This window comes from Bifidobacterium leontopitheci, from assembly GCF_009193355.1.
Taxonomy (GTDB): domain Bacteria; phylum Actinomycetota; class Actinomycetes; order Actinomycetales; family Bifidobacteriaceae; genus Bifidobacterium; species Bifidobacterium leontopitheci.
The window spans coordinates 19,606-39,080 of sequence record NZ_WBVT01000010.1; the positions used below are offsets into that span (position 1 = coordinate 19,606).

The 19,475-nt window shown below is 65.1% G+C and carries 17 protein-coding genes and 2 tRNA genes; 11 read left to right on the forward strand and 8 right to left on the reverse strand.

The genetic code is table 11. The features are described 5' to 3' along the window. Positions 1–211 precede the first annotated feature (211 nt). A complete protein-coding gene (locus F7D09_RS04690; protein WP_152234258.1) occupies positions 212–1,399 on the reverse strand; it encodes an MFS transporter in 1,188 nt (395 codons plus the stop codon). A 330-nt stretch (positions 1,400–1,729) separates the two neighbouring features. After that, positions 1,730–1,803: transfer RNA gene (locus tag F7D09_RS04695), tRNA-Pro, on the reverse strand. 152 nt (positions 1,804–1,955) lie between these two features. Here F7D09_RS04695 and lysS point away from each other — a divergent pair. The 3 genes from lysS (at position 1,956) to F7D09_RS04710 (ending at position 5,683) form a co-directional block, all read left to right on the forward strand. After that, positions 1,956–3,653 carry a lysine--tRNA ligase gene (gene lysS / locus F7D09_RS04700; RefSeq protein WP_152234259.1) on the forward strand — a complete coding sequence of 566 codons (1,698 nt, stop codon included), beginning with the start codon at positions 1,956–1,958 and terminating at the stop codon, positions 3,651–3,653. 125 nt (positions 3,654–3,778) lie between these two features. Next, a complete protein-coding gene (gene menA, locus F7D09_RS04705) occupies positions 3,779–4,774 on the forward strand; it encodes a 1,4-dihydroxy-2-naphthoate octaprenyltransferase (protein ID WP_152234260.1) in 996 nt (331 codons plus the stop codon). A 168-nt stretch (positions 4,775–4,942) separates the two neighbouring features. After that, positions 4,943–5,683, forward strand: coding sequence for a phosphoglyceromutase (locus F7D09_RS04710; RefSeq protein ID WP_152234261.1), 741 nt, complete (start codon positions 4,943–4,945; stop codon positions 5,681–5,683). A gap of 457 nt (positions 5,684–6,140) precedes the next feature. On the opposite strand, the gene phoU is transcribed toward F7D09_RS04710, so the two are convergent. Then, a complete protein-coding gene (phoU, locus tag F7D09_RS04715) occupies positions 6,141–6,821 on the reverse strand; it encodes a phosphate signaling complex protein PhoU (RefSeq protein WP_152234262.1) in 681 nt (226 codons plus the stop codon). A 211-nt stretch (positions 6,822–7,032) separates the two neighbouring features. On the opposite strand from phoU, the gene F7D09_RS04720 reads away from it, so the two are divergent. Next, positions 7,033–8,406, forward strand: coding sequence for a sensor histidine kinase (locus F7D09_RS04720; RefSeq protein WP_152234263.1), 1,374 nt, complete (start codon positions 7,033–7,035; stop codon positions 8,404–8,406). A 174-nt stretch (positions 8,407–8,580) separates the two neighbouring features. Here the strand turns inward: F7D09_RS04720 and F7D09_RS04725 are convergent, their stop codons facing one another. Together F7D09_RS04725 and serC are read right to left on the reverse strand one after the other, a co-directional pair. Then, the gene (locus F7D09_RS04725; protein ID WP_152234264.1) at positions 8,581–8,835 is read right to left on the reverse strand and encodes a hypothetical protein; all 255 of its coding nucleotides are present in this window, start codon (positions 8,833–8,835) and stop codon (positions 8,581–8,583) included. A gap of 45 nt (positions 8,836–8,880) precedes the next feature. Beyond that, the gene (gene serC, locus F7D09_RS04730) at positions 8,881–10,023 is read right to left on the reverse strand and encodes a phosphoserine transaminase (RefSeq protein WP_152234265.1); all 1,143 of its coding nucleotides are present in this window, start codon (positions 10,021–10,023) and stop codon (positions 8,881–8,883) included. 208 nt (positions 10,024–10,231) lie between these two features. Between serC and F7D09_RS04735 the strand changes: the two genes are divergently transcribed. The 4 genes from F7D09_RS04735 to F7D09_RS04750 all read left to right on the forward strand — a co-directional run bounded on the left by F7D09_RS04735 (position 10,232) and on the right by F7D09_RS04750 (position 14,674). Beyond that, positions 10,232–11,242, forward strand: coding sequence for a CHAP domain-containing protein (locus tag F7D09_RS04735; protein ID WP_152234266.1), 1,011 nt, complete (start codon positions 10,232–10,234; stop codon positions 11,240–11,242). 153 nt (positions 11,243–11,395) lie between these two features. Beyond that, positions 11,396–12,193 carry an NlpC/P60 family protein gene (locus F7D09_RS04740; protein WP_152234267.1) on the forward strand — a complete coding sequence of 266 codons (798 nt, stop codon included), beginning with the start codon at positions 11,396–11,398 and terminating at the stop codon, positions 12,191–12,193. A gap of 359 nt (positions 12,194–12,552) precedes the next feature. Then, entirely contained in the window at positions 12,553–13,326 is a 774-nt protein-coding gene (locus F7D09_RS04745; RefSeq protein WP_193312332.1) for a C40 family peptidase, read from the forward strand. Between the two features lie 310 nt (positions 13,327–13,636). Next, entirely contained in the window at positions 13,637–14,674 is a 1,038-nt protein-coding gene (locus F7D09_RS04750; RefSeq protein WP_152234269.1) for a universal stress protein, read from the forward strand. Between the two features lie 188 nt (positions 14,675–14,862). Here the strand turns inward: F7D09_RS04750 and F7D09_RS04755 are convergent, their stop codons facing one another. Next, on the reverse strand, positions 14,863–15,276 hold the full coding sequence (locus tag F7D09_RS04755) for an OsmC family protein (protein WP_152234270.1): 414 nt from the start codon (positions 15,274–15,276) through the stop codon (positions 14,863–14,865). A 289-nt stretch (positions 15,277–15,565) separates the two neighbouring features. On the opposite strand from F7D09_RS04755, the gene F7D09_RS04760 reads away from it, so the two are divergent. The 3 genes from F7D09_RS04760 (at position 15,566) to F7D09_RS04770 (ending at position 17,785) form a co-directional block, all read left to right on the forward strand. Then, positions 15,566–16,366 carry a thymidylate synthase gene (locus tag F7D09_RS04760; RefSeq protein ID WP_193312335.1) on the forward strand — a complete coding sequence of 267 codons (801 nt, stop codon included), beginning with the start codon at positions 15,566–15,568 and terminating at the stop codon, positions 16,364–16,366. Positions 16,367–16,443: 77 nt separating this feature from the next. Beyond that, positions 16,444–17,106 carry a dihydrofolate reductase gene (locus F7D09_RS04765; protein WP_152234272.1) on the forward strand — a complete coding sequence of 221 codons (663 nt, stop codon included), beginning with the start codon at positions 16,444–16,446 and terminating at the stop codon, positions 17,104–17,106. Positions 17,107–17,263: 157 nt separating this feature from the next. Next, complete coding sequence (locus tag F7D09_RS04770) at positions 17,264–17,785, forward strand: low molecular weight protein-tyrosine-phosphatase (RefSeq protein ID WP_152234273.1); 522 nt, start codon at positions 17,264–17,266, stop codon at positions 17,783–17,785. Positions 17,786–18,303: 518 nt separating this feature from the next. Here F7D09_RS04770 and F7D09_RS04775 read toward each other — a convergent pair. Then, positions 18,304–18,375: transfer RNA gene (locus F7D09_RS04775), tRNA-Glu, on the reverse strand. A 62-nt stretch (positions 18,376–18,437) separates the two neighbouring features. Further along, entirely contained in the window at positions 18,438–19,319 is an 882-nt protein-coding gene (gene trmB / locus F7D09_RS04780; RefSeq protein ID WP_152234274.1) for a tRNA (guanine(46)-N(7))-methyltransferase TrmB, read from the reverse strand. Between the last annotated feature and the right edge of the window lie 156 nt (positions 19,320–19,475).

The following is a 19,475-nucleotide window of genomic DNA, read 5'->3' on the forward strand; positions in this document are numbered from 1 at the left end:
GTGACACGCGGCATGCACGTCTCCCGACACGTCACGCGGTCCGCCCGGCCCATATAACACATGACTCAAGTCTGGCGGAATATGACGGTTTTCGTGGAGTGCGGCACGCGGTCCGCCCGGCCCGTGTGACGTGTCGCTCGAAATGGTTGGAATGTTGCGGTTTTTGCGGGGTGTGTCACGTGGCCCGCCCGGACCGTGTGACACACCGAGGTCAGACCGTGACTTCGCGCATGCGTTCCAGCGCATCCGTGTGGGTCTCGTGACGCAGTGAGTAGAACGTGAGCAGCAGCACGGCGGCGACCGCCAGCGGCAGGCCGCCCAGCGCTGTGAAATGATAGTTCATGCCGGACATCGTCAGCATCGTGCCGCCGACGACCGAGCCGACCGCGTTGCCGAAGTTGAACGCCACCTGTACGGCGGCGCCGGCCAGCAGCTCGCCGCCGCCCTTGCCGGATTCGGTCATCAGCAGCTGCTGCGGCGCGGAGATGAAGAACAGGCCGAACGCGATCCAGAACGTGAAGATCGCGCAGCTGACGGTCGAACCGGGCACCAGGAACACCATCAGCAGGCCGATGCCGGATATCGCCTGACCGAGCGCGGCTGTGCCGGCGTGCCGCCAGTTGTCGGTGATGCGGCCGCCGATGATGCCGCCGACCACCATGCCGAAGCCGGCCAGCATCATCAGGAACGGCACCATGTCGGACGAGTATCCGCCGGTATGCTGCAGCCACGGCGAAACGTAGCTCCACCAGCAGAACACGCCGGCGTTGCCGGTGAACACGGCGCCGAGGATCATCCACGGACCGGGCTTTTTCAGAAAACGGAACTGCCCGGCGAGGCCGACGTCCTTGACCGGGGCGATCTGCGGGATCCACGCGAGCGACAGCAGCACGGTCGCCGCCGCCCACAGGCTCAGCACCATGAACGCGAGCCGCCACGACATGAACTCGGCCATCAGCGTGCCGGCCGGCACGCCCAGCATGTTCGCGACCGTCTGGCCGGTCACCATGACGGAGACGGACTGCGCCTCCTTGCCTTTGTCGGCCACCGTCTTCGCGATGAGCGTCGCCGTGCCGAAGAACGCGCCGTGCGGCAGTCCGGAGATGAACCGTGCGGCCAGCAGCATCGGCGCGCTGACGGATGCGGCCGACAGCGCGTTGCCGGCGAACGCGATGACCATGAAGATGATGATGAGCTTTTTCGGCGGGATGCGTCGGCCGAACACGAGGATCAGCGTGCCCACGCACACGCCGATCGCGTATGCGGAGATGAAATGGCCGGCGGTCGGGATGCTGACGTGCATCGCCGCCGCGGCTTCGGGCAGGATGCCCATCATCACGAATTCGGCGGCGCCGAGGATGAACGCCCCTGACGCCAGGGCGAGCAGGCTTTTCTTCATGGTTCCCCTTGTTCTCTGCATGAACGTGCGCCCGGACGGGCGCCGTACCGGTTGTTAACCCTAACAGCAGCCCGTGTCGACCATGTAAGGCCCTCTCGCTGACGGACCGTACTCGTGACGGGCCGTTCGGGTGCGTTCCGTTGGCGGGCGGTTGACGGACCGTACTCGTAGGAAGTGTCCGAGTACGGTCCGTCGATAAATCGTGACGGAACGTACTCGTAGAGGTTGTTCGGGTACGTTTCGTTAGTGGGGATGCCAGGAGAGTGAGGCGTGCGGCGCCGAGAAAAAGAAAAAGGTACCGCTGGAAACCAGCGATACCTTTATATTGCGTCGGGCTGGCGGGATTTGAACCCGCGGCCTCTTCGTCCCGAACGAAGCGCGCTACCAAGCTGCGCTACAGCCCGTTTTGGCAACGACGGAAATATTACGACGATTCCGTCGGCAATGCAAACCGAGGGTGGTTAACGGGGTGAAAACCGTTGGAAAGCATAAGGTTTATCGGCGTGTCGTTATTATCGCCCGTGACTGTATCGGCACCTCGGTACACTGAAGGACTATGAGTCAGACGCAAGAAGACACCCAATCTCTCAACGAAACCACCGCGGAGGAGGCCCAGTCCGCCCCCACGGCGATGACCACGGTCGAGCATGCCGAGATGCTGCTGCGGCAGGACGAGGCCATCCGCGCGCGCATCAACGAGGGCGCCACGCTGGAGGAGACCGTGGACCCGTCCAACAAGGAGTTCGGTCCGCTCGCGCACCCCGAGCAGGTGCAGATGCGCGTCGCCAAGCGCGCCATCATGCTCAAGGAAGGCATGCAGCCCTATCCGGTGCACCTCGACGTGACCGACACCATCGAGCAGGTGCGCGCCAAGTACGACGGCAAGCTCGAGCCCGGCCAGGAGACCGAGGATGTGGTCGGCGTGGCCGGCCGCGTGCTGTTCCTGCGCAACGGCGGCGGCCTGTGCTTCGTGCAGCTGGCCGCCGGCGACGGCACCAAGCTGCAGGGCATGATCTCCAAGAAGGAGATCGGCGCCGAGTCGCTCAAGAAGTTCAAGCAGCTCGTCGACCTCGGCGACCACCTGTACCTGCGCGGCCGCGTGATCGCCTCCAAGACGGGCGAGCTCTCCGTGTTCGCCACCGAATGGGCGATCGCCTCGAAGGCGCTCCAGCCGCTGCCGGCCCTGCACAAGGACCTCAACGACGACACCCGCACCCGCAAGCCGTACATCGGCATGATCGCCGACGAGAAAGTGCGCAACATGGTGCGCAACCGCTCCAAGGCCGTCGCCTCGCTGCGCCGCACGTTCGACGACCACGGCTTCCTCGAGGTCGAGACGCCGATGCTGCAGACCATCCACGGCGGCGCCGCGGCACGTCCGTTCACCACGCACATGAACGCGTTCGACCTTGACCTCTACCTGCGCATCGCGCCGGAACTGTTCCTCAAGCGCTGCCTCGTCGGCGGCATCGAGCGCGTGTTCGAGATCAACCGCGACTTCCGCAACGAGGGCGTCGACGCCACGCACGCCCCCGAGTTCACCATGGTCGAGGCGTACCAGGCATACGGCACGTACGACACCATCGGCCAGCTCGTCAAGGAGCTCGTGCAGAAGACCGCCATGGACGTCTACGGCTCGCACAAGGTCACGCTGCTCGACGGCACCGAATACGACTTCGGCGGCGAATGGAAGACCATGAGCATGTACGGCTCCCTCTCCGAAGCCCTCGGCGAGGAGATCATCCCCAACGGCGGCCCCGACAACCCGGGCACCTCCGTCGAGCATCTGGGCGAGATCGCCGACAAGCTGGGCGTCGAGCGCGACGAGGTGGAGAACCACGGCAAGCTCGTCGAGCACCTGTGGGAGCACTTCTACGAGGACAAGCTCTACGAGCCGACCTTCGTGCGCGACTTCCCGGTCGAGACCTCCCCGCTGGTCAAGGGCCACCGCACCAAGCCCGGCGTCGTGGAGAAGTGGGACCTCTACGTGCGCGGCTTCGAGCTGGCCACCGGCTACTCCGAGCTCAACGACCCGGTCGTGCAGCGCGAGCGCTTCGTCGCCCAGGCCAAGGACGCCATGGCCGGCGACGAGGAGGCGTGCGACATCGACGAGGACTTCCTCGAGGCGCTCGGCGTGGGCATGCCCCCGGCAGGCGGCATGGGCATGGGCATCGACCGACTGCTCATCGCGCTGACCGGCGCGACGATCCGCGAGACCATCACGTTCCCGCTCGTCAAGCCGCTCGTCGGCTGACCCTCCGCCGGCCTGTCCGGCGTATCAGGTCCATCCGGACGAATCGCGGGCCCGACCCCTGCATGGGGGAGCGGGCCCGCTCGCATATGCGCTCGTCGGCACCCGCCCGACTACACTGAAGACCCATGAGTGTGAACAAGTGGATTCAGGGCGCCCGCCCGAAGACGTTGTGGCTGTCCGTGTCATCGGTGATCGTCGGCGCCTGCAGCGCGTACCCCGTCATCTCCGGAGGCCTGTACTGCACGAAGGTGCGCACCGACACCTCGCAGTGCCCGGCGGTCGAGGCGCAGGCGCAGACGATGATGTCCCGTTTCTGGCTGGTCGTTCTGCTGTGCCTGGCTGTCGGCGTGCTGCTGCAGGCGGCGGCCAACTTCGCGAACGACTATGCCGACGGCGTGCGCGGCGCCGATGCCGGCCGCGGCGGCAAGGAGAAGGTCACCGGCAAGCCGCAGCGTCTCGTCGCCGCCGGCCTAGCCACGCCCCGTCAGGTGCTGACCGCCGCCATCGTCTGCGCGGCGCTCGCCTGCGCCAGCGGTCTGGCGGTGGTGCTGATCACACAGGCGTGGTGGCTGCTCGCGGTCGGCGCGGCATGCCTGCTCGCCGCCTGGTTCTACACGGGTGGCCGGCATCCGTACGGATACGCCGGTTTCGGCGAGCTTGCGGTGTTCCTGTTCTTCGGCCTTGCCGCGGTGCTCGGCACCCAGTACGCGCTGTGCGGCACGACGAGCCTGTTCGGCGCGTTGTGCGCGGTCGTCTCCGGCCTGCTGTGCTGCCAGCTGCTCATGGTGAACAACCTGCGTGACGTGCGTGACGACGCGGCGCACGGCAAGAAGACGCTCGCCGTGCGCATGGGGCCGCGTGCGGCGCGTGTGCTGCTCGTCGTGTGCTGCGTGGTCGCCTACCTGATCGCCGCATGGCTGGTGATGATGCTGTGGCTGCCGTGGGGCGGCGTGCTCCTGCTGTCGGGGCTCGGCGTGACATGGCGTATGATCTCCAGCGTGTTCGCCGCCGCCGGCCGTGACGACGAGGAGTCCGGCAAGCGGTTCCGCACGGCGCTGTCCGACGCCTGCTTCCAGCCGCCGTATTTCGCCGTGGTGCTGCTGATTTCGCTGATGGTGTGAGCCTGCTGACGCGGCGTGGCCTCATCCCCGGTTTTCTCCCATTCGCGAGGTTTCTGGCGGGAGAAAACCGGGGTAAGGACGGCCTTCCGCCGGCGGTTGTCCCATCTGCCGGAACCCGCGGCGCGGAAATGCTCGATTTTGGCCGTGCTGGGCGCTAAACTGCGAGGTATGACTTACAAACTAGTACTGCTCCGTCACGGACAGAGCGCATGGAACAAAACCAACCAGTTCACCGGCTGGGTCGACGTCCCGCTGACCGAGAAGGGTGAAGAGGAAGCCAAGCACGGCGGCGAGCTGCTCAAGGAGAAGAACGTCCTTCCGGACATCGTCTTCACCTCGCTGCTGCGTCGTGCCATCAACACCGCCAACCTCGCGCTGGATGCCGCGGATCGTCTGTGGATTCCGGTCGAGCGTAGCTGGCGTCTCAACGAGCGTCACTACGGCGCTCTGCAGGGCAAGAACAAGACCGAGATCCGCGAGGAGTACGGCGACGAGAAGTTCATGCTGTGGCGTCGCTCCTACGCGACCCCGCCGCCCGAGATCGATCCGGACGACCAGTACGCGCAGAACCATGATCCGCGCTACACCGGCGACCCGGTTCCGGAAGCCGAGTGCCTGGCCGACGTCGTCAAGCGCGTCGAGCCGTACTTCAAGTCCGACATCGAGCCGCAGCTCAAGGCCGGCAAGACCGTCCTGATCGCCGCTCACGGCAACTCCCTGCGCGCCATCGTCAAGATGCTTGACAACCTGACCGAAGAGGAGATCGCCAAGGTCAACATCCCGACCGCCATCCCGCTGCTCTACGAGCTGGACGACGATTTCAAGCCGGTCAAGCCGCGTGGCGAGTACCTGGACCCGGAGGCCGCCGCCGCCGGTGCCGCCGCCGTCGCCGCCCAGGGCCAGAAGTGATCTGAGCCTTCATCGGCTGTTTTCGGGGGACGTACGTCATGTACGTCCCCCGTTTTTTGTCGGTGCTGGGGATTTGACGGTGCTGTGGGTTTGTCGGCGGCCTTGTGCCGCGCGCGGTCGTCATCGCTGACGAACCGTACCCGTACCCCGTCGTCCGGGTACGGTCGGTTGGGAAATGTCAACGGACCGTACCCGGACGTGATGATACGGGTACGGTCGGTCGGGAAATTTCAACGGACCGTACTCGAACGGGGTGCTACGGGTACGGTCCGTTGTGGAAAAATGACGGAACGTACCCGGACAAAGCTCTACGAGTACGTTCCGTTGAGAAGTGACAAGATATGTTTGGGGCCTTCCGTGAGATCGTCACGGAAGGCCCCAAACATATCGGAGTTACTGGTGCGCCAAACCGTCCGGCGGCAACGTCAGTCAAACGCGCGGACGTCCGGCATCGGTGTCACTCGACTGCGCCATCCTCGTCGCGAGTAGGCGCCTTGGAAGGGTCGAAGCCGGAGACGATGTAGACCACGCGGCGGGAAGCGGAGACGGCATGGTCGCCGAGACGCTCCAGGAAGCGGCCGAGCAGCACCACGTCAATGAGCTGCTGGCGGGTGCCGGTCCACTGGTCAGAGAGCGCCAGCTCGAAGGTCTTGTGGTGCAGGTTGTCGAGCACGTCGTCGTCGAGGATGATCTGCTCGGCGGTCTTCGCGTCGCGGTCCTGCAGCATGGCGACCAGACGGTCGGCGGTCTTGGAGAGGAACTGGTACATCTCGCCGAACAGCTCCTTCGCCTCGTCCGGCAGCGGGGACTCCGGGTACGCCCGGCGGGCCGACTCGGCGATGTGCTTGGCCAGGTCGCCCATACGCTCGAACGTCGCGGCCAGACGCAGCGTGGAGACGACCACGCGCAGGTCGGTGGCGACCGGGTTCTGCTTGGCCAGCAGACGGACGCACTGGTCGATGATGCTGGATTCGAGGGCGTCGATCTCGATGTCCCCGTCGATCACGCTCTGGGCCGCCTCGACATCCTGCTTGAGCAGGGCCTCGCCAGCACCGTTGATGGCCTTGCGCACGTCCTGCACCATGCGGTCGAGGTCGTCAGCGACAGCCTTGAGCTCCTCGTCAAAAATTACGCGCATTGTTGTAGCCTTTCCTGCTATGTAGTTGGACCCCTATCAAGGAACCTCACTCTAGTGTAATCTTCCTTACAGCGGTTTGACCAGTAACGCGGCGGGGCGCGGCTTGGAATTGGCTTAAAATTCATTGCCCCGTTTACCATCCATTCACGTTGTTGTCGCTCTGCCGGCATGTCGCACGGCGCTACGGGCAGGCTGTGAGACAATGGAAGACATGCCTGAACCGTCTCTCTGGATTTTCGTGGTGTTCCTGCTGCTGGCGCTCGCGGTGCTGGTGTGGGTCGGATTTCTGCTGTTCGACCGTCTTCAGCCGGTGATCGTCAGGATGTGGAACGGCAGCATGCTGGTGCGTACGTTGTCTGCGCGGCTGGCTTCGATGCGTAGGAAATCGCATGACGACGACGATGACGGCGACGATCTTGACGACCGCACGCAGGTGCTGCTGTCCATGCTGCCGCTCGCTTCGATCGTCGTGGGGGACAACGACGAGGTGCTGCGTGCGAACCCTGCCTCCTACCGGCTTGGCTTGGTGCGCGACGAGGCGATCGTCGATGACCGTGTGCTGCAGGCGGTGCGCGCGGTCATGGCCGACGGTTCGCGGCGTTCGTTCGACCTGATGACCGATACGCCCGAGCAGTACGCCGGTCTGGGGGAGCCCGGCGCCGGGTTCGGCGTGAAGTCCGGCAGTCTGGCGGGTGCTGCGGTCCCGCCGTCACGTCCGGATGGGGATGCGGCGCATGGCGGCGAGGACGATGGGCGACGCGACGTCGAGGGTGCCGGTTCCCGTCCGCTGTCACGCCCGAACTGGCTGAAGGTGACGGTCGGCAGGATCGACCGTCACCTTGTCGTCGTGCTCATCGATGACGTCAGCGAGTCGATCCGGTTCGCGCAGATCCGTGATTCCTTTATCTCCAACGTCTCCGAGCAGCTGTTGCAGCCGACGAAGGCGTTGGAGCAGCTGGCCGATTCGCTCGAGCAGCCCGGCGTGAGCGAGGCGCAGGTCCGTGATGACGCCGGCAAGGTGCGGCACGCCTGCACGAAGCTGAACCGCATGGTCTCCGACCTGCTCATGCTCATCAAGGCGCAGGAGCCGGTGACCGCCTCCGCGGCGAACCGTTGCCCGTTGTATGATCAGGTGACTTCCGCCGTCGATGGTCTTGGACCGTTGGCGGACCGTTGCGGCGTTACCGTGCGTGTCGGCGGCGACGCGGCGGTGATGGTGCACGGCGAGGACGACCAGCTTCGTCTTGCCGTGCGCAAACTGGTCGAGAACGCGATCCTGTATTCGCCGCGCGGCGGTGCGGTCGGCGTATCGGTGTCGCGCTCGGCGGATGGGGGACGCGCCATGGTCCGCGTCATCGACCATGGCGTAGGCGTGTCGAAGAAGGAGCTGCCGCGTATTTTCGAGCGGTTCTACCGTGGAACCAACCAAAGCGAACGCACCGAGGACGGCATCGGCCTGGGTTTGGCCATCGTCAAGCATGTGGCGCTTGCCCATCATGGTGACGTGACCGTGTGGAGCGCCCCCGGTCAGGGGTGCACGTTCACGTTCAGCCTGCCGTGCGATGACGCGGCCCCGGTCAGCTGATCAGCTTCCCGCCCCGCTGCCGGGAAGCATGACCGATCATATATCTCGCCCCCGCTGTCGGGGGCTGTCAGCGTAGCTGACTGGGGGTGGTCGTCGTCAGGCCTATCGTGACCACAGACATCCACCCCCAACCATCCGGACTCGCCGCCCGGCATACGCATCAGGCTGCGAATCTCACTTGCCGAGACGGCGGTAGTCCCAACGGTCGAAATGCTCCCAGACGAGCATCATCAGGCCGATGACCACCCCGCAGGCGCACATGATCGTCAGCTTGAGCACATGCATCCCGCATGCCAGCAGGATGGCGCAGACGATCAGCGCGACGACCCACAGCGTCACGCCGATCAGGAACGTCTTGCGCAGGTCCACGCGCACCGGCTTGGGGGCCGGCTTGCGCACCTCGGGGTTCAGAATCGCCGCGAATTTCATATCAGTTACTGTACCGCGTGCTCGGACGGAACCGTCTCCGGGCGTTCACAGATGCTCCACAACGTAGTCGACGCACTGCGTGAACGCCTCCACGTCCGCGGGCTCCACCGACGGGAACACGCCGACGCGCAGCTGGTTGCGCCCCAGCTTGCGGTATCCGGCGGTGTCGACGATGCCGTTCTCGCGCAGCGCGCCGACGACCTGCTGGGCGCTGACCGCATCGTCCAGGTCGATGGTGACCACCGAGTGCGAGCGCGCGTCCGAATCGGTGACGAACGGCTTGGCGTAGTCGCTGCGTTCCGCCCAGCCGTACAGGATGGACGCCGACTTGGCGCAGCGGGCCGTCGCCCAGTCCATGCCGCCGTTCTCGTTGAGCCAACGCACCTGGTTCTCCAGCATGACGAGCGTCGCCACGGACGGCGTGTTGAGCGTCTGATCCTTGCGCGCGTTGGCCAGCGCCGAGGTCAGCGACAGGAACGGCGGCACCCAGCGGCGCGCCCCCTCAAGCCGCGCGCTGTGCTCCACCGCCTCGGCTCGGGCGATGGCGCGCGGCGACAGCACGGCGAGCCACAGGCCGCCGTCGGAGCCGAACGCCTTCTGCGGCGAGAAATAATAGGCGTCGGTCTGCGAGACGTCGACCGGCAGCGCGCCGGCGGCGCTCGTGCCGTCCACCAGGACGATCGCGTCCTGCTCCTCGCTGCCGGGTATGCGTCGCACCGGAGCCGACACGCCGGTGGAGGTCTCGTTGTGCGCCCACGCATAGGCGTCTACGCCTTCGGTGAGTTCGGGGAGACGGTAGGTTCCCGGCTCGCCCTTGAAGAGCACGGGCTCCTCGAGGAACGGCGCGCCTGCGGCCGACGCGGAGAACTTCGTGCTGAACGACCCATAAGTGCCGAACGCCGCCTTGCGGCTGATCAGCGACGCGCACGCCATGTCCCAGAAGGCGCTGGCGCCGCCGTTGCCCAGCGCGATCTCATAGCCGTCAGGAAGACGGAAGAACGAGGAGAGGCCTTCGCGGATTGACGCTACAAGCGCCTTGACCGGTGCCTGACGATGCGATGTGCCGAGCAGCGTGCGGCCGCCGCGTTCCAGCGCCTCGACCTGCGCGGGGCGGATCTTGCTGGGGCCGGAGCCGAAGCGTCCGTCCTCGGGCAACAGGGATTCGGGGATGTTCACGATGTTTGTCATGCCCTTCAGCCTAGTTCGTGCGGTTGCCGGGTGCGTGGCTTCGCCCGGTTGCTGGACTGCGCGTGTCGGATGCGCGCGCGGAGGCGAACACCCGGGAAACGGCCGGTTTTTGCCGATGACCTAGCCCTAAGGTAGACTGGTGGATTGTGAGTGTGGTGTATGGTTATACGCCGCACTGGATTTGTACGCAATCAAAAGGAGTGGATCTATGAAGCATGCGGCCCATAAAGCCAATAAAGGTTCCGCTCAGCGTACCGGATTGGCGGATTTGTTCCGCTCTTCACGAGGATCCCACAGCGTAGGCGTGGTTCGCGCCGTGCAGGCGGCCAACGGCGATGCCGTGGCGCTTGCCATCGATCCCGCGCTTGCCGCGCGTCTGAACGAAGTCGCCCCGCTGACGAGGCGCGCCATCCGTCAGACCGCGAAGGCCGCGCAGCGTCGTTCCGCCGTGATGTCCTCCGCGTCCCTTGCGGCGCTGGTGGGCACCGCCGCCACCGCGCTGGCGTTCTCCGCCAACATGCGGCAGGCCAGCGGCACCGGCGTCATCGCCCAGGACCCCGCGACGACCACCACGCAGATGGCCCGTATCCAGGGCTCCACCGTCTCCCGTTCCGAGTCGCGCACCGCGCTGACCGACACGTACGGCACGCAGTCCTCCACGTCCGATTCGACCGCCGCGGCGTCATCCGAAAACAATCAGACGGCAACCCAGTCGTCGAACAGCGGCTCGTGGCAGCTCAACGACGAGAACTCGACCATCGACGTCAGCCAGCTCGCCCGTTCCCTCGCCGACAATCCGAAGGTCGCCGTGCTCGTCGACAAGGACAGCGACCAGCTGCCCGCGAACTTCAACCCGAACCACGCCACCGGCGACAGCGGCCTCGCGTACGCGTTCAGCCAGTGCACGTGGTGGGCGTACACCCGTCGTCACCAGCTCGGCCTGCCGGTCGGCTCGTACTTCGGCAACGGCGCGCAGTGGGCGGATTCCGCCGCCGCCATGGGCTATTGGGTGGACAACACGCCGCGTCACGTCGGCGACATCATGGTCTTCCGCACCGGTCAGGAGGGCGCCAGCTCCCTGTACGGCCACGTCGCCATCGTGGAGCGCATCAACCCCGACGGCTCCGTGTACGTTTCGGAGTGCGGCGCCGCGCTGAACGGCAAGATCGCCCACCGTACGTTCACCAATGTGAGCGACTTCCGCTACATCCACTACTGATTCGCCGTTGCCGCCGCACGCCGGGGGAGCCCGGCCTATGCGGCGCGTCGTTCGTGTGCCTGCGCATCGCTGTTCTGAAGAGGAGGGGGCGCAGGCGTTTTCATGGCATTTTCTCAGGTTCGGCTATGTCGCCTGTGTTACCATTGCTTGTTGATGATGCGTAAGAGTTTTGTTTCGGTGTTGGTGGCTGGTGTGGTGGCTGCCGGTTTGTCGGTGGTGGGGGTTCCTGCCGCGTCGGCTGGTTCCGCTGCGTCCTCGGGGGTGACGATCACGTCGTCCCGTTCGTTCCCGAAGGTGAACACGGCTCGTCGTGATGTGTTGAAGGAGTCGGTGTCGACCGATGGCGACGGCGCGTCGTGGGGTGGCGTGGATTCCCTGGATGTGCCGCAGACGAAGTCGCAGGCGGAGCGTGATGCGGAGGCCGCGGCGAAGAAGGCGGAGGAGGAGCGCAAGGCCGCTGAGGAGGCGGCCCGTCAGGAGGCGGCTCGTCTTGCGGAGGCTCAGGCGGCGTCTCGCTCGTCCAGCAGAACATCACTGACGACCACGGCTCCGGCCGCGTCGGCCGACACGCCCACGGATGTCGCCGCGTTCGTCAAGAAGGCGCTGTCCGTACAGGGTTCCGCATACCGCGTGTCCGGTTACGTGTGGACCGGCGACCCGTCCACGTCATCGTTCACCTGCTCCGGCGTCGTCGACTATGCGCTGGGACGTTCCACCAACTCCAGCTGGCCGGAAAGCCTCTACGCCGAAGTCGGCAGCAACCTCAAGATGGACGTCGCCGACCTGAACTACGGCGATCTCGTGTTCGGCAAGTACGACGGCCGTAGCCCCGGCCACGTCGGCATCTACCTCGGCAACGGCGTGATGCTGGACTCCGCCCCCGATGGCGGCGTCGCCATCCGCCCGGTCACGTCCGGCGGCTACTTCATGGGCGGCGGTCCGATCATCTGACCGGCGGTTGCCCAATACGTCACCGTTCTGCGCATCTCGGTGTCCATTTACGTCACGATGCTCGCCCGGGCAGCGTGACGTTCTTGTTTCACCCCAATGTTTGCAACGGTTTCCGTCGGTGCGTCACCGAGCAAGGGCGGCAGCGTGACGCACTGTCGCGGACGGTGTGACGCGCGACAGTGGGGACGACGCAGGTCGGTGGGGGAGTGACGCAAGTCGGTGGGGTGTGACGCGCACGATATCAGACGACGGACGCACGGCGGCACGGCTGTGAGATGGTTCACAGACGCGCGTGGCGGTTCGGCTCGTGGCGGACCGCGGCATACTGCGGTAAGTTCCTTATGGTACGGTGGAATGCGATGATTAGATCAAAGAGTTTTGTTTCGGTGTTGGTGGCTGGTGTGGTGGCTGCCGGTTTGTCGGTGGTGGGGGTTCCTGCCGCGTCGGCTGGTTCCGCTGCGTCCTCGGGGGTGACGATCACGTCGTCCCGTTCGTTCCCGAAGGTGAACACGGCTCGTCGTGATGTGTTGAAGGAGTCGGTGTCGACCGATGGCGACGGCGCGTCGTGGGGTGGCGTGGATTCCCTGGATGTGCCGCAGACGAAGTCGCAGGCGGAGCGTGATGCGGAGGCCGCGGCGAAGAAGGCGGAGGAGGAGCGCAAGGCCGCTGAGGAGGCGGCCCGTCAGGAGGCGGCTCGTCTTGCGGAGGCTCAGGCGGCGTCTCGCTCGTCCAGCAGAACATCACTGACGACCACGCAGTCGCAGGGCGTTGACCTTCCGGCCGCCGCCAGCGGTTCCGCGGTCGTCTCGTACGCCGCCGAGTTCCAGGGCGTGCCGTACGTGATCGGCGGCACCACGCCCGCCGGTTTCGACTGCTCCGGATTCACGCAGTTCGTGTACGCGAAGTTTGGCATCAGCCTGCCGCGCGTCGACAACGACCAGCGTACGTGGGCGCAGTCCCACGGCACCCGGGTCAGCAACCCGCAGCCCGGCGACCTCATGTGGCTGCCCGGCCATGTGGGCATCTACGTGGGCAACGGCCTGATGATCCACGCGCCGCGTCCCGGCAAGAGCGTGTCCATCGTGCCGGTCTACTCGTCGTCCTTCGAGTACTACCACATCCTCTCCGACTGATAGCCAGTCATTCAGCCGGCCGGTTACCGGTCGGCCCCTGTGCGCGCGACGCACAGCACATACCGTGAACAAGACGCGACGCGTCGGCTCCGTAAGGGGTCGGCGCGTTTTCTGTTATGGCCGACGTCGCCTGTGCATGTCCGCAGTCTGGCATGGCGACGCACCGTTTCGCGCCCGCCCAATGTGACACGGCTTACGCCGCCATACAGAAAAACCCGCATTCGTGACCATGCATTGCCGCCGAACCGGGGTATTCTTGAATGTACGACCCGATGCGCCGCTGCATCGGGAACCATGCAAGGAGGTTGCCATGATCAACGAGAAGGCCATTCTGGTGGGGGTTGATGGCTCGCACGCGAGCTACAAGGCCACATGGTGGGCCGCTAATTTCGCCAAGCACGCAGGACTGACGCTGCAGATCGTATGCGCATATTCGCTGCCCAGCTACGCCGCGGTGTCGTTCGACGCCACATATACGGCCATGGGCGACGACAACGCCGCGCACAGCGACGCCCAGGAGATCCTGTCCAAGGCCAAGGCCATCGCCGACGAACAGGGCGTCGAATCGACCACGCTGATCGTCACCGGCGACCCGGCGTCGGTGTTCGTCGAACTGAGCCGCAACTACAATCTCATCGTCATCGGCAACCGCGGCAAGGGCGGACTCGCCGAGCGCCTGCTCGGCACCACCTCGTCGTCGCTGCCGGCCTACGCATACTGCCCGATCGTCGTGGTGCCGTACACCGACGACGACGGCAACCTCATGCACCTCAACAACACGATCACCAAGGTGGCGGTCGGCTCGGACGAGTCGAAGTGGGGTCTCAAGGCGCTTGACATCGCCGCCAAGTTCGCCGATATGTGGGGCGCCGAGCTCGACGTCATCTCCGCAGTGCCGAAGGTGCAGGGCGCCGACGGCGACAAGGCCGTCATGGACTCCTACATGGAGGATCTTGAGGTGCGCATCAAGCCGATCGAGGAGGCGTACCCCACGCTGAAGATCACGAAGACGGTCGTGCCCGGCAACGCCGTGCAGACGCTCACCAAGGCCAGCTACGACCACGATGTCGTCGTCGTCGGCTCCCGCGGCCGCGGCGGCTTCACCGGCCTGCTGCTCGGCTCCACCAGCCAGGGCCTGATCCAGCACGCCGTCGGACCGGTCTACGTGGTGCCGCGCAAGTACGTGGAGGCCGCCGAATCCCGGCTCGACACGGTGCCCGGTTCGCCCGCCGACGTGCAGCCGAAGCCGCTGGAGAAGATCGGCGGCGTCGAGGAGCTGCCGGTGGCTTCGGCCGCGCCGGACGTCGCCGACCAGATTGACGCGGTCATCGACCCCGAGCACAAGTAGCGCCGGCCGCCGCGCGGTATCTCCGCGGTTCGCCGCCGCGCCGTGCGCTGTCGCGTCTTTCATGTCACAGCGGGTACCTACCCGCTGTGACGTATGGGCGAAATCCTTGGAATGCAGACGAAAGCGGGGGTGGTGTCACAGCGGGTAGCTACCCGCTGTGACATCACCCCCGCTTCGTAAGCCGCGAATCAGTGGCGGATCGTCACATCCATGCGCACCGGCGTCACCTGCTCATAGGTGTGCTTGACGGTGCAGCCCTTGTCGATGTGCCGTGTGACGCGCTCCTTGAGCTTGTCGGCGTCAGCGTCGCTCAGACCGGCGTCCAGCGCGTCGACGACGACCTGCTCGTTGAAGTTGATGTAGGCGTCGTCGTCGGCGTCATACGTGCCGTCGACCACGATGCGCGCGCCCTTGCCGTCACCGAGCGCATGCTCGACGGCGAACTGGCTGGACAGCGCCGCGCAGCCGGCCAGCGCGATCTTCATCAGGTCGCCGGGCGTGAACACGCCACGGCCCTTGCCGAACTTGATGTGGGCGCCATCCTCGCTGAACGCGTCCCACGAACCATCCTTGTTACGCTCGACCCACAGTCGCTTGCCCATATGCACTCCCTCGATAGTCGTCGTTGGTCGGTGACCCACCGGTGCCGTTGAGCGCCGTGGAATCCCACTGTCTACAGTAGACCAATTTCGCCGTCGGTACCGCGTCGCGCCGGTCATCGCGGTCGCCTCGGCCCCGCGACACGCCGGCGGACTGCGCCGCCCGTGCGAAAACCGGCGCATATGGTTCGCCCGGAGCATCGCACGTTACACTGGGTGCATGGCTTTGACACCCGAAGAACTTGCAGACATCCGCCGCCGCATCCCGGCGCGCCCGAAGACCGACATCCCCATGCCGTACGAGGACCTCGTGCGCAGGATCATGACCGAAGGCACGCTGAAATCGGATCGTACCGGCACCGGCACGATTTCGCTGTTCGGCCAGCAGATGCGTTTCGACCTGTCCGAAAGCTTCCCGCTGCTCACCACGAAGACCGTGTTCTTCAAGGGGCTTGCCTATGAGCTGCTGTGGTTCCTCAAGGGCAGTAGCAACGTGCGTTGGCTGCAGGAGCACAACGTGCACATCTGGGACGAGTGGGCCGACGAGAACGGCGACCTCGGCCCGGTCTACGGCGTGCAGTGGCGCAGCTGGCCCGCGCCGACCCCGGATGATCCTAACCGCACCATCGATCAGATCGCGAACGTGCTCGACCTGATCCGCAACCATCCCGACTCGCGGCGCATGGTCGTCTCCGCATGGAATCCGGCCGAGGTCGAGCAGATGGCGTTGCCTCCCTGCCACGCGCTGTTCCAGTTCTATGTGGCGGACGGGCGTCTGAGCTGCCAGCTGTACCAGCGTTCGTGCGACATGTTCCTCGGCGTGCCGTTCAACATCGCCTCGTATTCGCTGCTCACGCTGATGATGGCCCAGCAGACAGGATTGCAGCCCGGCGAGTTCGTATGGACCGGCGGCGACTGCCATGTCTACGACAACCACGTCGAGCAGGTGCTCGAGCAGCTGGGACGCGAGCCGTACCCGTACCCGCGCATCGAGATCGACAAGGCCGATTCTCTGTTCGATTACCGGTATGAGGACTTCCATATTCTGGACTACCGGCATCATCCGACGATCAAGGCGCCGGTGGCGGTGTGACTTTCGCCCCAAAACGTGCGTGACGGTCGGAACCGGACGATACACTTGACCGCAGTCCGATTCAAGGAGTGAATGAAATGGAGCATGATAGTAGCCGCAGTGGCTATCACGAACCGGAGCCCGGGTTTTCCGGGCAAGAGAAAGCCGATGATTGGGGTGATGACTTTCCCAAGACGTTTTCGGTGAATCTCATCTGGGCGCAGGCCGACGACAAGGAAGGCCGACCGGGCGCCATAGGATTCGAAGGCGGGATGCCCTGGCATCTGTCGGAGGATCTGAAGCATTTCAAGGAGCTTACCGTCTCGCACCCGGTGATCATGGGAAGGCGGACCTGGGAGTCGCTGGACGTGAAGTACCGTCCGCTGCCCAACCGCGACAACATCGTCATCTCGCATAATCCGCAGTATGTGGCGCTTGGCGCCACCGTGGTCACCGATCTTGACGCCGCGCTCGACATCGCCCGCCAGGAGGCCATTCCCGATGACGGTCTCGACCGCAGCGAGATCTGGGTGATTGGCGGTGCGCAGATCTTCAAGGAGGCCATGCCGTTCGCCACCAAGGCGTTCGTCACCAAGGTACAGGCCGAAGTCGATGCCGATACGTACGCGCCCGACATGGACGCGCTGGTTGACGCCGGACTGTGGGAGATCGCGGATCCTGGTCATTGGATGCGCACGAAGAGTGACAGTGACGGTCCCATCAAGCGGTACCGTTTCGTCACCTATCACAAGATCGGCTGAACGCGAGAGACGGCCGGAGCCGGACGACAGGCGGGCGGATGCCCAGCCACCGCCCGCCTCCGGCCGTTCGACGTTCGGGCCAGGCCCGGCACGGCAGGTCATCGGGCACAAGAATCAATCGCAAGAACCAATCACAAGAACCTACGGAAAGGCAACCATGACGCAGCAGCATCCCTACACGGTGATGACCGTGTGCACCGGCAACATCTGCCGTTCGCCCATGGCGGAGATCATCCTGCGCGCCGAATTCGAGTCGCGTGGCGTCGGCGAGGATCAGGTCCTCGTGATGTCCAGCGGCGTGAGCGACGAGGAGTACAGCCACCCGATCGATCCGCGCGCCGTGCGCGTGCTGAAGGCCGACGGGTACGCGATTCCCGCGCACCACTTCGCGCACCGCATCACCCGTGACGAGATAGCGCAGACCGACCTGTTCCTGCCTATGACCGCCTCGCACATGCGCGCGCTGCTGCGCCAGCTGCCGCCGGCGAAGCGTACGGAAGTGCACATGTACCGCAGCTTCGATCCGAACCTGCCCAAGCCGGCGGCGGGTCGCGAGGACGAAATCGACCTCGTGGATCCTTGGTATGGGGGCCCGCGCGAATTCCAGGTCGCCATCGACCAGATTCAGGACGTCGCGCCGTACATCGTCGACTGGGTGCTCAAGAAGATCGGCGAGTGAGCCTTCGAGCGAGTCCGCGACCGCAAGCCTGCAAACGGGATGAAACCGCCACGGGAGAATAGCCTGGGGGTGGTTTCATCCCGTTGTCGTATTTCGGATGGGATGCCATGCCGCTGCTCGTGGTGCGGAGCGGCAGTTGCGGGAGGCGGCGGCGTCCGTTTGCGGCCAGAATCCGGCCGGTCTTGGTCGCAAACGGACGCAAATCGACCGGCTGGCGGCCTTTTATGACTAGGACATGTCGTCTCCTAGTGGGAAACGGCCGCGGAAAGCCCGTTTTGCGTCCGTTTTCGATTAAGAGCGGCTGTCTTCTAGCGGCAAACGGCCGCGGAACAGGCTGGCGACGCCCTTTCCCGAGGAACCCGACATGTGGAAAAGCGGGGGCGGATGCTCAAATTGGTCGTCCGTGCCGACGACACACGCGGATAAGACCCACGTTTTTGACCCTTAACCCCTTAACCCCATATTCGAGGCGTGGTGTAACGAAAAAAGCCGACCCCAAGGCCGGCTTTTCTTATTAGTACCCCCAGAGAGAGTCGAACTCTCGTTGTCAGATTGAAAGTCTGGTGTCCTAACCGTTAGACGATGGGGGCGTGACAACTTGATATACAATACGCGAGTTGTCACTGATGTGCAAATCGGCGTGTCGCGAGGCTCAGCATGTCACATACGTGAAATCGTGGATCGTGCGCCCCGCCTCGAGCCCCTTACGCTCGAAATTGGTGAGCACGCGGCCGTCAAACCGCTCGGATTCCATGAAATCCGCATGCGGCATGTCGGCGGCGAGCTCGGCGTTGCCTTTGCCCACGTGACCGGTCGGCAGGCTGACGGTCAGCGTGCCGGCGTTGCGCCAGCCGTCGAGTCCGTCCATCACCTCATGCACGTGCAGTGCGTAATCCTCGATGTCGGTGGCGATGCGCCACGCTCCGCCGTCGACAAGCGTGCGGCGGATCGACGCGGCGAGCTGCGGTTGGACGATGCGGCGCTTGTGATGCTTCATCTTCGGCCACGGATCAGGGAAGAACGTCCACACTTCGGCCGCCACGCCCGGCGCGCAATGCAGGAACAACTCGGGTGCGTTCACCTGTGCGATGCGCAGATTGCCCAGTTCGTGCTTGCCGGCGAGCAGCAGCGTGTGCGCGACGCCGGGATCGTACACCTCCAGCGCAAGGAAGTTCGTGTCGGGGTGCGCCGCCGCTGCCGCCGCCACGTTCTCGCCCTGCCCGGAGCCGATTTCGATGACGAGCGGATTGCCGTTGCCCCACGTGCGTCGAACAAAATCGGCGTCCAGCGTGAAGCCGTCGGCCACGTCGAGCGAGCCCTCGCGCTCGTCAAGGCGCAGCAGATAGTGGTCGGCGAAGTTGTCCCAGGCGCGCTGCAGGCGTGCGTCGAGACGGCCGGAGCGGCGCACGAACGAAAGGACCGGTCGCGGGGTGAACGTCGGCGTCGTTTCTTCGGCTTGGGCGGCGGCGCTCTCCGCCGGCTGCGTCGGCGTGTCCTGTGCCGTTTCGTGCAGCTGGTCTGACTCCTGTGACATCGTCTCCTCGTTTCTCCCTGGTTCCTGTGTGCCGCGCCCGCCGGACGGTGCGGCGGCGTTCGTTGTGTATGCCGTCCATTGTGCCGCATGCGCCGGTCCGCCGCGTGAGCCTGCGTCGTATTGCGGCGTTGCGCGCGATGGCATGGTACGGCGCGG

What these genes read in the sequence shown, in the direction of transcription:
- serC (WP_152234265.1), bottom strand. Translation starts at nt 10,023, where the DNA reads ATGACAAACATCGTGAACATCCCCGAATCCCTGTTGCCCGAGGACGGA.
- menA (WP_152234260.1), top strand. Translation starts at nt 3,779, where the DNA reads ATGAGTGTGAACAAGTGGATTCAGGGCGCCCGCCCGAAGACGTTGTGG.
- trmB (WP_152234274.1), bottom strand. Translation starts at nt 19,319, where the DNA reads ATGTCACAGGAGTCAGACCAGCTGCACGAAACGGCACAGGACACGCCG.
- F7D09_RS04735 (WP_152234266.1), top strand. Translation starts at nt 10,232, where the DNA reads ATGAAGCATGCGGCCCATAAAGCCAATAAAGGTTCCGCTCAGCGTACC.
- F7D09_RS04740 (WP_152234267.1), top strand. Translation starts at nt 11,396, where the DNA reads ATGATGCGTAAGAGTTTTGTTTCGGTGTTGGTGGCTGGTGTGGTGGCT.
- phoU (WP_152234262.1), bottom strand. Translation starts at nt 6,821, where the DNA reads ATGCGCGTAATTTTTGACGAGGAGCTCAAGGCTGTCGCTGACGACCTC.
- F7D09_RS04720 (WP_152234263.1), top strand. Translation starts at nt 7,033, where the DNA reads ATGCCTGAACCGTCTCTCTGGATTTTCGTGGTGTTCCTGCTGCTGGCG.
- F7D09_RS04710 (WP_152234261.1), top strand. Translation starts at nt 4,943, where the DNA reads ATGACTTACAAACTAGTACTGCTCCGTCACGGACAGAGCGCATGGAAC.
- F7D09_RS04760 (WP_193312335.1), top strand. Translation starts at nt 15,566, where the DNA reads ATGCCGTACGAGGACCTCGTGCGCAGGATCATGACCGAAGGCACGCTG.
- F7D09_RS04765 (WP_152234272.1), top strand. Translation starts at nt 16,444, where the DNA reads ATGGAGCATGATAGTAGCCGCAGTGGCTATCACGAACCGGAGCCCGGG.
- F7D09_RS04745 (WP_193312332.1), top strand. Translation starts at nt 12,553, where the DNA reads ATGATTAGATCAAAGAGTTTTGTTTCGGTGTTGGTGGCTGGTGTGGTG.
- F7D09_RS04755 (WP_152234270.1), bottom strand. Translation starts at nt 15,276, where the DNA reads ATGGGCAAGCGACTGTGGGTCGAGCGTAACAAGGATGGTTCGTGGGAC.
- F7D09_RS04690 (WP_152234258.1), bottom strand. Translation starts at nt 1,399, where the DNA reads ATGAAGAAAAGCCTGCTCGCCCTGGCGTCAGGGGCGTTCATCCTCGGC.
- F7D09_RS04770 (WP_152234273.1), top strand. Translation starts at nt 17,264, where the DNA reads ATGACGCAGCAGCATCCCTACACGGTGATGACCGTGTGCACCGGCAAC.
- lysS (WP_152234259.1), top strand. Translation starts at nt 1,956, where the DNA reads ATGAGTCAGACGCAAGAAGACACCCAATCTCTCAACGAAACCACCGCG.
- F7D09_RS04750 (WP_152234269.1), top strand. Translation starts at nt 13,637, where the DNA reads ATGATCAACGAGAAGGCCATTCTGGTGGGGGTTGATGGCTCGCACGCG.
- F7D09_RS04725 (WP_152234264.1), bottom strand. Translation starts at nt 8,835, where the DNA reads ATGAAATTCGCGGCGATTCTGAACCCCGAGGTGCGCAAGCCGGCCCCC.